This is a genomic window from Paracraurococcus ruber, from assembly GCF_004353985.1.
Lineage (GTDB): Bacteria > Pseudomonadota > Alphaproteobacteria > Acetobacterales > Acetobacteraceae > Paracraurococcus > Paracraurococcus ruber.
This window is the reverse complement of sequence record NZ_SMOA01000062.1, coordinates 17,596-29,955: the sequence shown is the minus strand read 5'-3', so window position 1 is coordinate 29,955 and position 12,360 is coordinate 17,596. Positions and strand designations below refer to the sequence as shown.

Genomic DNA, 12,360 nt, shown 5'->3' with positions numbered 1-12,360 from the left:
TCGGCTCGCCAAGGACTGGGAGTGCCTGAACCGGTCAGGCCTGTGCTTCCTGCGCTGGGCCTCCGTCCGCCTCATGCTGCGAAGGCTCTGCCAAACCAGAACATGATCCCGGACGGACTCTTACTCCGCGCGCCTGTTCGCACCCTTACTCCGCGCGCATGTTCGCGCGACGCACCACCGGTGCCCAGCGGGCCCGGTCCTCGGCGAAGAAGCGGGCGAATTCCGCCGGGCTTTCGCTCGGCATCACCTCGACGCCGCCTTCCAGCAGCCGCCGACGCACCTCCGGCTCCGCCAGCACCGCGTTCAACGCCCGGTGCAGGGTCGCCACGCGCTCGGGCGGCGTGCCGCCGGTCGCCAGCAGGCCGAACCAGGTCGCCGCCTCGATCTCGGGGAAGCCCTGCTCGGCGGTAGTCGGCAGGTCCGGCATGGCGGCGCTGCGGCCGCGGCCGGCGACGGCGATGGCGCGAAGCGTCCCCGCCTGCACATGCGGCTGCATCGGCGCCAGCGCATTGGTGAAGACCTGCACCCGCCCCGCCACCAGATCGTTCAGCGCCGGGCCGGTGCCGCGATAGGGGATGTGCTCCATCTCCACCCCGAGCGCCTGCAGGATCATGGCCCCCGCCGCATGCCCGGTGCTGCCCACGCCGGGGGAGGCATAGGCCAGCGCCGGCGACGCGGTGCGCGCCAGCGCCTGCAGCCCCCGCAGGTCGCGCACCGGCAGCGACGGATGCACCACGATGACATTCGGCCCCGCCCCCATCAGGCCGATCGGGGCGAAGGCGGTGGCGACGTCATAGGGCACCCGCGCATGCACCAGGGACGTGATGGTCAGGCTGCCGCTGCCGCCGAGCAGGATGGTGTGGCCATCGGGCGCCGCCTTGGCGACGACCTCGGCGCCCAGCATGCCGCCGGCGCCGCCGCGGTTCTCGATGACGAAGGGCTGGCCCAGGCGCTGCGCCATGCCCTCGGTCACCAGCCGCCCGACGATGTCGTTGGTGCCGCCGGGGGGGAAGGGGATCACCAGCCGCAGCGGCCGGTCGGGGAAGGGAACCTGCGCCCGCGCCGCCGGCGGCAGGAGAAGCGGCACAAGGGGCAGGAGCAGGCGCCGCAGGGCGGTCCGTCGGGGCATCGGCATGCCCCGCGCCTATCACCCCGCCGGTCGGCCGGCCAGGGCCGCGGCCACCGGCCGGCGCGGCGATTGGCACCGGCAGGCCGGCCAGGGTCCCGCCGGCCGCCACCGCGATCCCGGTCGATGGGTGTTTTCCCGCCCGCCCGGCCCCATATGGCGCGGCGCCGCAACGGTCCCCGCCGCAGGAGGGGCCGGGCGGGGGAGGCCGAACCAACCATGACCCGCCGCAAGATCCTCGGCGCCGCGACGGCGCTGCCCTTCCTGCCCGGCCTCGGCCGGGCGCAGCCCGCCTGGCCGGCGCGGCCCATCCGCATCGTCATCCCCTGGCCACCGGGCCAGTCCACCGATGTCCAGGCGCGGCTCATGGCCGGCTGGCTCTCGGAACGGCTGGGCCAGACCGTGGTGCCGGAGAACCGGCCCGGCGCCGGCGGGCAGATCGGCACCAATGCCGTGGCCAAGGCGGCGCCGGATGGCCATACGCTGCTCGCCGCCTCCATCGGGCCGATCAGCTTCCAGCCGCTGGTCGCCCGCACGCCCTACGACGTGGAGCGGGAACTGCTGCCCGTCTCCAACTACGGCATCGCGCCCTTCATGCTGCTGGTGCGGCCGGACTTCCCGGCGCGCGACCTGGCCAGCTTCATCGGGCTGCTCCGCGCCCATCCCGGCCGCTATACCCACAACTCCTCCGGCATCGGCGGCGCGCAGCACCTGCTGACCGCGCTGTTCAACGCCAAGGCGGGGATCGAGGCGCTGCACGTGCCCTTCCAGGGCAGCGCCCCGGCGCTGAACGCGCTGCTGGGCGGCCAGGTGGACTACGGCATCGACACGCCGGCGGCGGCCGGCAGGCTGGTGCAGGATGGGCAATTGCGGGCGCTCGGCCTCACCACCGCCAAGCCCTCGCCCCTGGTGCCGGGCGTGCCGCCCATCGCCGCCGCGGGCGGGCCGCCGGATTACGACATCGGCGGCTGGAACGGCATGATGGTGCCGGCGGGCACGCCGCAGCCCATCATCGACCGGCTGGTGGCGGAGATCCGCGCCGGCCTCGCCACCCCGGCGCTGCGCCGGCAGTTCGAGGCGATCGGCGTGGAGGTGGATCCGTTGGGGCCGGAGGCCTTCCAGCGCCTGCTGCGGGAGCTGTGGGGCACCTTCGGCGGGCTGATCCAGCGGCTGGGCATCCGCGCCGAGTAGCGGGCGGGGTGGGGCGTGGCAGGGCCCCGGGGTCAGTCGCCGCCGACCGGCTCCGGCGCCGGCTCCGGCGCGGTGTCGAGGCGCTGCAGCAGCGCGACGATCTCCTCGCCCGGGACCGGGGCGCCGAACAGGTAGCCCTGCGCTTCCTGGCAGCGGGCTGCGGCAAGGCTGCGGAACTGCCCCTCGGTCTCCACGCCCTCGGCGATCGTCGCCATGCCAAGCTCGGTCGACAGGCTGGCCACCGCGCGGACGATGGCGGCGTCGTCCGGCCGCGCCTCGATGTCGCGGACGAAGTCGCGGTCGATCTTCACCCGCTCGAACGGGAAGGAGCGAAGATAGGACAGCGAGGAATAGCCGGTGCCGAAATCGTCGAGCGCGAATCGGACGCCGAGGGCGCGCAGCTCATGCATGGTGGCGAAGACGAGGTCGGTGCCGAGCAGCATGACGCCCTCGGTCACCTCCAGCTCCAGCCGGTGCGGCGCCAGGCCGGTCTCGGCCAGGGCGGCGTGCACCGCCTGGGTCAGCCCCGGCGCCCGGAACTGCGCGGGGGAGAGGTTGACGGCGAGGCGCAGCGTCGGGTCGGGCCAGCGCATCGCCTCCCGGCAGGCGCGGCGCAGCACCCGCTCCCCCAGCGCCATGATCAGGTTCGCCTCCTCGGCGATCGGCACGAAGACCGCCGGGCTGACCAGCCCTTCCTGGCCCGGCCGCCGCCAGCGCACCAGCGCCTCGCAGGCGGTGGGCCGGCGCGTTGCCACCTCGACGATCGGCTGGAAATGGATCTCGAGGTCGCGGCCATCCTGTTCCAGCAGCATCCGCCGCAGGTCGAGTTCCATCGCCCGCCGCTCCCGCGCCGCGGCGTCCATGCTGCGATCGAAGAAGCAGTGACGGCCGCGGCCATCGGCCTTCGCGCGGTACAGCGCGAGGTCGGCGGCGCGCATCAGCTCGGCGGCGCTGCGCCCGTCCTCGGGGTACAGCGCGGTGCCGATGGTGGCGCCGATCTGCGCCTCCTGCCCGTCGAGCAGGAAGGGCTGGGACAGGGCGGCGACCAGCCGTTCCGCCACGCCGGCGGCGGTGGCGCGCGCGCCATCCACCCCCGCCGGTGCGCGCAGGAGGATGGCGAATTCGTCGCCGCCCAGCCGCGCAACGATGTCGCCGCCGCCGCGGCCGGTGCGCACGCCGTGCAGGATGCGGGATGCGGCGGCCCGCAGCAGCTCGTCGCCCGCCGGATGGCCGAGCGTGTCGTTCACCTGCTTGAAGCGGTCGAGGTCCATCAGCAGCACGGCGATGCGGTCCTCGCCCCCCGGATCGGCACGCAGCAGCGCCGCCTCCAGCCCCTCATGGAAATGCATGCGGTTCGGCAGGTTGGTCAGCGCATCGTGGCGGGCCAGGTGGCGCATCCGCGCCTCGGCCGCGTGCCGGTCGGTGGCGTCCTCGAAGGTCGCCATCCAGCCGCCATCCGGCATCGGCCGCACGCCGATGCCGATCACCCGCCCGTCGGGCAGGTGCAGCATCGATGCATCGGGCAGCCGCCGCCCGGCCAGCAGCGCCAGTTCCTGCACCAGGCAGCTCGCGGCGGGCCCGGCGGCCGCGGCCAGGTCGCGCAGCGTGGCGCCCGGGGTCAGCGCCGCGGGCGGCAGCCGCGTCACTTCGGGGCAGCGGGCATTGGCCAGCGCCAGCCGGCCATCGGCGCCGAAGCGGCAGACGCCCTGGGTCAGGGCCTCGATCACCTCGCGGAACTCGGCATGCCGCGCCGCCACTTCCGCCTGCAGCGCAATCTGCCGGTCGGCTGCCGCCGCTTCCAGCCGGATGCCGCGGATCGCCAGGCCGACCGCCGCCGCCAGCATGGTGAGCATGAGCAGGGCGCCGCCGGCGAGCCGCCAGGCGGTGACCCGCCAGGCCGCCAGCACCGCCGCGACCGGCTTGCTGACATGCACCCGCACCCCGTAATTGACCAGGTGGCGGGCGGAGATCACCCGTTCGGTGCCGTCGAGGCCGGTGGCGCGTACCGCCACGCCCTGCCGGTGCTGGAGGTTGGCGCCGACCTGATATTGCGGCGGGAAGGTCTGGCCCAGCGCCGCTTCGATCCGCGGGGTGCGGACCAGCAGCCGGTGATCGGCGAGGAAGAGCGTGATGGCGCTCTGCGGCGCCAGGGCCAGGCCGCCGAAGACGCCTTCGAAGTACCGCAGCTCGAGCACGCCGACGATGGCGCCGAGGAACTGCCCCTCGGCATCCTCCACCCGGAGGCCGAGATGGAAGGCCCATTCGCCATTGCCGCGGTTGCGCACCGCCGGGCCCAGCACCCGCTCCGCCCCGTCGCGCAGCGCCGTGAAATACTCGCGGTCGCTGGAATCGTTCGGCTCCAGCGGCCAGCCGCGGGAACTGGCGACCACCCGCCCCGTGGCATCCAGCAGGATCATGTTGCCGACCTGCGGGAGGATGCGGGCACGGTTGCGCAGGCGCTCATGCGCCTCCCGCGTCACGGCCCAGGCGAGGAAGGCATCGGGGGCGGTCAGGGCACCGGCGGCACGCGCGCGTTCCAGCACCGCGGCCATGGCCAGGTCGACGCCGTGCAGCGTCCGCTCGGTCTGGTCGGCGATGACGTAGGACAGGTTGCGGAGCTCCCGCCCCGCATCCTCCAGCATCCGTTCCCGCACCTTCAGCAGGATGAAGGTCGCGGCGACGACCACCGCCAGACCGATGCCGAGGCCGCCGGCCAGCAGCGGCACCATGATGCGCCGGCGGCGGAAACCGCCGGCCCTGTCGCCCTGCGCTGCCTTGCCGCTGCCTGCCATCGCCCGCCTTGCCGCCACACGCCGCCGGCGGCGGATGCGTCGGGCAGGGTTAGCCAGGGAGGATGAAGAAACCACGAACCGCACAGCGGCGGCGGCGCGGGCAGCGGGGGGTCGAGGGGCCCCCTACCGGGGCAGCCCCGGCGGGTCCGCGCGGCGCCGCGGGGCGGCGACGCGCGAGCCCGTCGCAGCCGTCAGCGGCGCAGCTCTTCCGGCACCCGGCCGCCATTCTGCGCCAGCTTCTGCATCACCTGCCGATGCAGCCAGACATTCATCCGCGCGCTGTCGCCGGCATCGCCGTCGTAGTGCAGTTCCTGCGCCAGTTCCCGCCGCGCCTCGAGGCTGCTGTCGAGCCCGAGCAGCTTCATCAGGTCGACGATGGAATGCTGCCAGTCCAGCCGCTGCGGCGCCTTCGCCGCCAGGCCGTTCAGCACGGCGGCGACATCCACCTCGCCCATCGCCGCCGCCTGGCCGGGCTGGGGCGCGTCGTCATGCGTGGCCGATGCCGGCGGGGCGCTGCCCTCGGTGCCCGGGGTGGCGGCAGGTTGCGTCGCGCGGGCATGGCCCGTGATGCTCTCGAGGATGCGGCCGAAAATGCTCATTGCAGGTCTCCCGGACCGCCGGATTGGTCCGGCTGTCCAACTCCCGGCGGCTTACCGGGTTCGCCCGCTCCCGCGACGGTGCCTCACGGCGTCCTGACGGCCAGGGACTGCGCATCCGATTGATCGGCCGGGCGCTGGCGCCGTGGCGCCGCGGGACGCACCCGCCGGCGGCCTTCGCGCCGCATCGCGCCGGGCCGTCGCCCAGGGCCATCACGCAGGGCCATCACGCAGGGTCATCGCCCAGGGCCATCCCCCAGGGGGCGCGGCTGCCTGCATGCCCGGCGCGGGACAGGCGGTGCCGGGATTCGCGCCTGCCGCTGGCGTCGGGGCCGCATCATGCGTCCGGTCGCGTCCGCCATGCGCGGACCCGCCCTAGAAGACCGGCGCGTCGTCCGGGGCCAGGGCCCGCTGCACGAAGCCATCGGCCAGCGGCGCGTACTCCTCCCACAGCGCGCGCAGCGCCGGCAGCGGCGCCGCCGCCTTGTCCACCCGCAGATCCACATAGGGAAAGGCCTCCCGCCACAGGACCAGCAGGCTGGCGGAGGTGACGTCGCCATGCTCGCCGCCCGCCGCCTCGCCCGCCTCGAGCGCCCGCAGCAGGCGCTCGGCGAGCGGCGCCGCCTCCGCCGCCAGGAAGCCGTCCAGCATCGCCTGCGGCACCTGGTCGGAGGCCAGGATGTTGCCGATGGCGACCACCCCCGGGCCATGCGCCGCCCCATGCGCCGGCTTCACCCGGGCGCCATGGTGGTGCGCGGTGCGGCCTGCGGCATCCAGCACCGCCAGTTGCCGCCAGCCGGCATCGGGGGTGGAGGCGACCAGGGCCGCCACCGTCTCCGCCGCCGTGCAGCCGCCGCGCAGCAGATCCAGCCCGCGCGGGCCGAGCCGCGGATCGGTCCGATGCTGCGTCAGGACCGCGCCGAGGCCGGGGGAGGCGAAGGCGCAGCGGCTGCCGACCGCGATGGAGGAGGTGGTGACGGCCGCCCCGACCTGACCGGTGCGGGGGCAGCGGGCGATCAGCGAGAAGGTCATGCCGGATCAAAGCGCGCCGCCGCCCTTGCGTCCAGCCGCCCCGCGCCGGAGGATCGCCAGGGAAACGACCGACAAGGGGGAAAGGCATGCGGCATGCTGCCTTGGCGCTGGCGCTCGGATGGCTGCTGGCCGCGCCGGCGGCGGCGCAGGAGCGGACGATCCGCATGGTCAGCGGCTATGCCGCCGGCGGCGCCTCCGACCTCGTCGCCCGCTTCGCGGCGGAGGCGATGGGGCCGCTGCTCGGCGCGCGGGTGGTGGTGGAAAACCGCACCGGCGCCAATGGCGTGATCGGCGCCGCCGAGGTGGCGCGCAGCGCGCCCGACGGCAACACCCTCTACCAGTGCCCGATGAGCCCGCTGGCCATCGCCCCGCAATTGCTCGGCGCCAGCCTGCCGCTCGACCCGGGGGAGGCGCTGGCCCCGGTCGCCAACCTCGCCCTGTCTTCCTACGGCTTCGTGGTGGCGGCGCGCGGGCCCTATGCGCGGGTGCAGGACGTGCTGGCGGCCGCCCGCGCCCGGCCCGGGCAGGTCATCTTCGGCAGCGCCGGCGTCGGGTCTGCGCAGCACCTCTCGGGCGAGTTGCTGAAGCAGAAGACCGGGCTCGAGATGCTGCACATTCCCTATCGCGGCGCGACGCCGGCGGTGGTGGACATCCTCGGCGGCCGGGTCGACTTCATGATCACCAACTTGGCCGATGTGGCGCGGCAGGTGCAGGACGGCACGCTGCGGCTGCTGGCGCTCGGCGATGCCGGCCGGTCGCCGGTCTTCCCGGACGCGCGGCCGCTGGCCGAGATCGTACCCGGTTTCGACGTCACCGGCTGGTTCGGCATCTGCGCCCCGCGCGGCCTGCCGCCCGAGGTCGCCGACCGGCTGGAGGCGGCGCTGCGGGAGGCGATGGCCGGCGAGGCGTTGCCGAAGCGGCTGGCCGAGAACGGCCTCACGCCGCTCTTTGAGGATGCGGCGGCGCTCGGCCGCCGGATCGAGGCCGATCGCCGCACCTGGCGGGAGGTGATCCGGGCCGTCGGGGTGCGCGCCGAATGACGGCCATCGCCACCGGGCCCTGCGCGCATCGCGCGGCCGGGCCGCCGGCTCCGCGCCGGGCGGGGCTGCCCGCGCAGGCAGGAAGCTTAGCCAGTTGAGCGATCCCCGACCGATCCGCTAGCGTGAAGGATTACGGGCACCAGGGGTGATCCGGCGGACGGGGCGCGTGCCTCCGTCCGGGAAGGGAGCACAGGGATGAGACTTTCCGATCGATTCTACCTGATCAACCAGAAGTTCGACCGCCTGCCGCTGCAGCAGCAATTCCTGGCCGCCTTCTGGTCGGCGCAGGGCGGGCTGCTGGTGCTGCTCATGCTGTGCTTCTTCGCCGGCTTCCCCTTCCTGTTCACCAGCATCGTCGTCTTCATCCTGGTGATGGGGCCGCGGCTGATGTTCAAGTTCGACATGCTGGACATCTCGCCCGGCCTGCCGCCGCGCGATGCCGGCGGGCCGACGGCGATCGCGGTGCGCGGCCCCGCCTGGGCCTATGGCCTGAACGCCTGGTTCGACGCGAAGGCGGAGCATGCCCGCATCCTGATCGTGGCCTTCGCCACGCTCGGGATCTTCGTGCTCAACCTGGCGCTCCATGCCCTGTTCGGCCTGCCCGTCGGGCTCCTCGTCATGCTCGCCCTGCTGGTGCTGGGCTGGGCCCGGGTGCTGCACGTGAACGGCTGGCTCGCGCCGCAGCACGGCTGACCGCCGGCCGGCCCGGCTACAGCGCCGGGCCGGGGGCCGCCGCCGCTGCGGCCTGCTGCTGCGGCGCCCGGTCCTCGGCATGCACGCCGAGGAATTTCAGCTTCCGGTGCAGCGCGCTGCGCTCCATCCCGACGAAATTCGCCGTCCGGCTGATGTTGCCGCCGAAGCGCAGCAGCTGCGCCTCCAGGTATTGCCGCTCGAACAGCTCGCGCGCCTCGCGCAGCGGCAGGGTCATGATCTCGCTGCTGCGGTCGAGCTTGAGCATGGCCGGCGCCGCCGAGCCCACCTCGGGCGGCAGCATCTCGGCGCGGATGGGCTCGCGCGCCTCGCCCGGCGCCATGATCAGCAGCCAGTCCACCAGGTTGCGCAGCTGCCGCACATTGCCCGGCCAGTCATAGGCCTGCAGCGCCGCCAGCGTGTCCTCCGCCAGGTCCCGCGCCGCCATGCCGGACTGCTCGGCGGACCGGCCCATGAAGTGGCGGGCCAGCGCCGGCACGTCCTCCCGCCGCTCCCGCAGGGATGGGATCTTCAGCGGCACCACGGCCAGGCGGTAGTAGAGATCCTCGCGGAACCGCCCGGCCGCGATCTCCGCCTGCAGGTCGCGGTTGGTGGTCGCCAGCACCCGCACATCGACCTTCACGCGGGTCGCGCCGCCGACCCGCTCGAACCCCTGTTCCTGCAGCGCGCGGACGATCTTGCCCTGGGTCTCCAGCGGCATGTCCGCCACCTCGTCCAGCAGCAGCGTGCCGCCATGCGCGCGTTCCAGCACGCCGGCGCGGCGCGGCGCGGCGGAGGGATCGGTGCCGGCCTCCAGCCCGAACAGCTCCTCCTCGAACCGGCCCGGGTTCAGCGTCGCGCAGTTCAGCGCGACGAAGGGGCCGTCGGCGCGGCGGCTGCGGGCATGGATCATCCGCGCCGCCACCTCCTTCCCCGACCCCGCCGGGCCGCTGATCAGCACGCGCGACCCGGTAGGGGCCACCCGCTCGATGGCGGTGCGGAGCTGGCCGATGCCCTGGGAGACGCCGACCAGCTCCGTCTCCGGCCCGGCCCGCAGCTTCAGCTCGGAATTCTCCCGCCGCAGCCGCGCCGCCTCCAGCGCCCGGGACACCACCAGCAGCAGCCGGTCGGAGTTGAACGGCTTCTCGATGAAGTCGTAGGCGCCCTGCTGGATCGCCCGCACCGCGGTCTCGATCGTCCCGTGGCCGGAGATCATCACCACGGGAACCTGCGGTTCCTCCCGGTGCAGGGCCGCCAGGATGCCGAGCCCGTCGAGCTTCGAATTCTGCAGCCAGATGTCGAGGACCACGAGCGAGGGGCGGCGCTGCTTGAAGGCGGCCAGCGCCGTGTCGCTGTTGTGGGCCTGCCGCGTCTCGTAGCCCTCATCCGCCAGGATGCCCTCGATCAGGGCGCGGATATCAGGCTCGTCGTCGACGATCAGGATCTCATGCGCCATGCGCGCGCCTCATGCTCCCGTCCGGACGGTCGTTGTCGCCTGCCATGCTGCGGTCCTGCGCCGGCCGCCAGGGCAAGGTCAAGACGGCGCGGGCGCCGGCGGGCGCATCGCCCGCCCCTGGATCCGCGCCCGGATCGGCCCCGGGGCCCGTCCCCGGGCCCGCCGCCGGGCTTCCCGCCGGGCCTTCCCCTGGGGCACGGGACCGGTCCTCCAGCCCCAGCCTGCCGCCATGGTCTTCCATGATCTTCTTCACGATGGCGAGGCCGAGGCCGGTCCCCTTCGCCTTGTGGGTCACATAGGGCTCGGCAAGCCGCTCCCGCTCGTCGCCCTGCGGCAGGCCGACTCCGTCATCCTCCACGGCTATCGCCACCATGTCCTCGCCCGGCTCGATGCGCACGCTGATGTGTCCCACGATATCCCCCGATGCCCGGCCGACGGCGCCGGCGGGGGCATCCAGCGCCTCCGCCTGCACCCGCATGGATACGGCATCCGCGGCGTTCTGCAGCAGATTCGTCAGCGCCTGGCCCAGCAGCCGGCGATCGCAGGGCACCATGGGCGCAGCTTCCGGCAGGTCGATCCGGTACTCGATCTCGGGATGCGCGTCGCGCTGCAGCACCAGCGCCTCCCGCACCACCTGCGCCAGGTCCTCCGGCCGGATCACCGGCTGCGGCATGCGGGCGAAGGCGCTGAACTCGTCCACCATGCGCCCGATATCGCCGACTTGGCGGACGATGGTGTCGGTGCAGGCCTTGAAGGTCTCGGGGTCGGACTGGATCTCCTTCAGGTAGCGTCGCTTCAGCCGCTCGGCCGAAAGCTGGATCGGGGTAAGCGGGTTCTTGATCTCATGCGCGATCCGCCGCGCGACATCGGCCCAGGCCGCCTTCCGCTGGGCCGAGAGCAGCTCGGTGATGTCGTCGAAGGTGACGACATAGCCGGCGACCCCGGCCGCGGCGCCTTCCGGCCCCGGCTGCAATTCCGCCCCCACCTGGGCCAGCAGCGTCCGCCGGTTGGAAGGCGGGCCGATGCGCACCTCGGCGGTCATCCCGCGGTCAGGCAGCGCGCCGGCCTCGACGCCCACCTGCAGCAGCAGCGGCGCGAATTCCGGCACCACGGCACCCAGCGGCAGGCCGATGGCGGCGTCGAGGTCGAGGCCGAGCAGCTCGCTCGCCCGCCGGTTCGGCAGGTTGATGCGGCCATCCGGCTCCAGCCCCACCACCCCGGCGGAGACGCCGGCGAGCACGGCTTCGGTGAAGCGGCGCCGGTCGTCGATCTGGCGATAGGCCTGCATTAGCTCCGAGCGCTGCGCCGCGAGCTGGTTGGTCATGCGGTTGAAGGCGCGGGTCAGGCTCGACAGTTCCTCGTCCGCCGCCGCTTCCTCGACGCGCGTGGCAAGATCGCCGGCGCGGACGCGCTCGGCGGCCACGATCAGCCGGCCGATCGGGCGGGCGATCTGGTTGGCGATGACCAGGCCGATCAGCACCGCCGCCAGCAGCACCAGCAGCGCGGCGATGGCGAAGATCATCACGAAGGTGACCTGTAGCCCGTAGCGGTTGCGGTCCAGCTGCTCGTACTGCTCCACCTCCCGCTCGGCGCGCTGCTGGTTGTTCACCACCTCCGGGTCCACCGGGCGGCCGATCAGCAGCATCAGCAGCGGCCGGCTGTCGAGCGCGACGACGGCGCGGACCCGGCCCGACTGCTCGTCCGGCAGCACCGCGACCTCGCCCTGGCGGGCCATGTCGATCGCCCAGTCGGGCGGCGGGTCCAGCTCGAAATTCGCGGTCGGGCCGTATTGCGCCATGGGGCGGCGCAGGGTGGGGTCGAAGACCACCGCTTCCGTCAAGCCGCGCAGCAGCGTATGCGTGGCCAGCACCTGGGCGAAGGTCCGGCCCTGGTCGGTCAGCAGCAGGCTGCCGGCGCGATTCAGGTCGTTCGCCATGGCCAGCGCGTCGCCCCGGATATTGTTCCGGTGCTCCTCCAGATAGGCCTGGGCGACCTGCCGGCTGGCCTCCAGCGCGGTCCGCACCCGGTCGCCGAACCAGGCCTGGATGCCGAGGTTGAAGAAGGCGGCGGCGAAGCCCGCCACCAGGATCGCCGGCACCACCGAGACGACGCCGAACAGCAGCACCAGCCGCACATGCAGCCGCGCCCCGGCCGAGCCCCGCCGCCGCTCCGCCCAGACCCGCACCAGCCTGCCGGCGAGGGAGGCGCCGAGCAGCGCGATGACCAGCACGCTGACCAGCATCAGGCCGAGCTCGACCCCCGGCCGGGTCGGGCCGAAGGGGCTGGCATTCGACAGCACGGCGAAGGTGGCGATGCCGAGGAGCAGCGCGCCGACCGCGAGGCCGAGGGTCATGCCCCGGCCGAGCAGCGCATCGGCGATGCGCCGCCCCAGCCGCCGCCGGTCCGACATCGGCCCTTGCGCGCCCCCCTGGGCACC

Annotated in this window: 9 protein-coding genes and 1 pseudogene; 4 read left to right on the top strand and 6 right to left on the bottom strand. The window is 73.8% G+C overall.

The annotated features are described in order from the left end of the window. Positions 1-106 (top strand): annotated as a pseudogene (locus E2C05_RS13610) (IS5/IS1182 family transposase); the annotation flags it as partial. Between the two features lie 39 nt (positions 107-145). Here the strand turns inward: E2C05_RS13610 and E2C05_RS13605 are convergent. Continuing rightward, positions 146-1,129: a Bug family tripartite tricarboxylate transporter substrate binding protein gene (locus E2C05_RS13605; protein ID WP_133220187.1), complete on the bottom strand. Its 984-nt coding sequence runs from the start codon at positions 1,127-1,129 to the stop codon at positions 146-148. A 216-nt stretch (positions 1,130-1,345) separates the two neighbouring features. On the opposite strand from E2C05_RS13605, the gene E2C05_RS13600 reads away from it, so the two are divergent. Further along, on the top strand, positions 1,346-2,317 hold the full coding sequence (locus E2C05_RS13600; RefSeq protein ID WP_158292106.1) for a Bug family tripartite tricarboxylate transporter substrate binding protein: 972 nt from the start codon (positions 1,346-1,348) through the stop codon (positions 2,315-2,317). Positions 2,318-2,349: 32 nt separating this feature from the next. Here the strand turns inward: E2C05_RS13600 and E2C05_RS13595 are convergent, their stop codons facing one another. The 3 genes from E2C05_RS13595 to E2C05_RS13585 all read right to left on the bottom strand — a co-directional run bounded on the left by E2C05_RS13595 (position 2,350) and on the right by E2C05_RS13585 (position 6,737). Further along, positions 2,350-5,046 (bottom strand): bifunctional diguanylate cyclase/phosphodiesterase, encoded by a 2,697-nt coding sequence (locus E2C05_RS13595; RefSeq protein WP_205082815.1) that lies wholly within the window; start codon positions 5,044-5,046, stop codon positions 2,350-2,352. A 254-nt stretch (positions 5,047-5,300) separates the two neighbouring features. Then, entirely contained in the window at positions 5,301-5,708 is a 408-nt protein-coding gene (locus tag E2C05_RS13590) for a DUF3597 domain-containing protein (protein ID WP_133220184.1), read from the bottom strand. A gap of 372 nt (positions 5,709-6,080) precedes the next feature. Continuing rightward, positions 6,081-6,737, bottom strand: coding sequence for a DUF1028 domain-containing protein (locus E2C05_RS13585; RefSeq protein ID WP_133220183.1), 657 nt, complete (start codon positions 6,735-6,737; stop codon positions 6,081-6,083). 86 nt (positions 6,738-6,823) lie between these two features. Between E2C05_RS13585 and E2C05_RS13580 the strand changes: the two genes are divergently transcribed. Both E2C05_RS13580 and E2C05_RS13575 read left to right on the top strand, forming a co-directional pair. After that, a complete protein-coding gene (locus E2C05_RS13580; protein ID WP_133220182.1) occupies positions 6,824-7,777 on the top strand; it encodes a Bug family tripartite tricarboxylate transporter substrate binding protein in 954 nt (317 codons plus the stop codon). 195 nt (positions 7,778-7,972) lie between these two features. Continuing rightward, complete coding sequence (locus E2C05_RS13575) at positions 7,973-8,470, top strand: hypothetical protein (protein WP_133220181.1); 498 nt, start codon at positions 7,973-7,975, stop codon at positions 8,468-8,470. Positions 8,471-8,486: 16 nt separating this feature from the next. Here the strand turns inward: E2C05_RS13575 and ntrX are convergent, their stop codons facing one another. Together ntrX and E2C05_RS13565 are read right to left on the bottom strand one after the other, a co-directional pair. Then, positions 8,487-9,923, bottom strand: a complete 1,437-nt coding sequence (gene ntrX / locus E2C05_RS13570) for a nitrogen assimilation response regulator NtrX (RefSeq protein WP_133220180.1) — start codon at positions 9,921-9,923, stop codon at positions 8,487-8,489. Beyond that, positions 9,913-12,333 carry a sensor histidine kinase NtrY-like gene (locus E2C05_RS13565; RefSeq protein WP_133220179.1) on the bottom strand — a complete coding sequence of 807 codons (2,421 nt, stop codon included), beginning with the start codon at positions 12,331-12,333 and terminating at the stop codon, positions 9,913-9,915. The genes ntrX and E2C05_RS13565 overlap by 11 nt, the downstream gene beginning before the upstream one ends. Positions 12,334-12,360: the final 27 nt, after the last annotated feature.

What these genes read in the sequence shown, in the direction of transcription:
- E2C05_RS13605 (WP_133220187.1), bottom strand. Translation starts at nt 1,129, where the DNA reads ATGCCCCGACGGACCGCCCTGCGGCGCCTGCTCCTGCCCCTTGTGCCG.
- E2C05_RS13600 (WP_158292106.1), top strand. Translation starts at nt 1,346, where the DNA reads ATGACCCGCCGCAAGATCCTCGGCGCCGCGACGGCGCTGCCCTTCCTG.
- E2C05_RS13595 (WP_205082815.1), bottom strand. Translation starts at nt 5,046, where the DNA reads ATGGTGCCGCTGCTGGCCGGCGGCCTCGGCATCGGTCTGGCGGTGGTC.
- E2C05_RS13590 (WP_133220184.1), bottom strand. Translation starts at nt 5,708, where the DNA reads ATGAGCATTTTCGGCCGCATCCTCGAGAGCATCACGGGCCATGCCCGC.
- E2C05_RS13585 (WP_133220183.1), bottom strand. Translation starts at nt 6,737, where the DNA reads ATGACCTTCTCGCTGATCGCCCGCTGCCCCCGCACCGGTCAGGTCGGG.
- E2C05_RS13580 (WP_133220182.1), top strand. Translation starts at nt 6,824, where the DNA reads ATGCGGCATGCTGCCTTGGCGCTGGCGCTCGGATGGCTGCTGGCCGCG.
- E2C05_RS13575 (WP_133220181.1), top strand. Translation starts at nt 7,973, where the DNA reads ATGAGACTTTCCGATCGATTCTACCTGATCAACCAGAAGTTCGACCGC.
- ntrX (WP_133220180.1), bottom strand. Translation starts at nt 9,923, where the DNA reads ATGGCGCATGAGATCCTGATCGTCGACGACGAGCCTGATATCCGCGCC.
- E2C05_RS13565 (WP_133220179.1), bottom strand. Translation starts at nt 12,333, where the DNA reads ATGTCGGACCGGCGGCGGCTGGGGCGGCGCATCGCCGATGCGCTGCTC.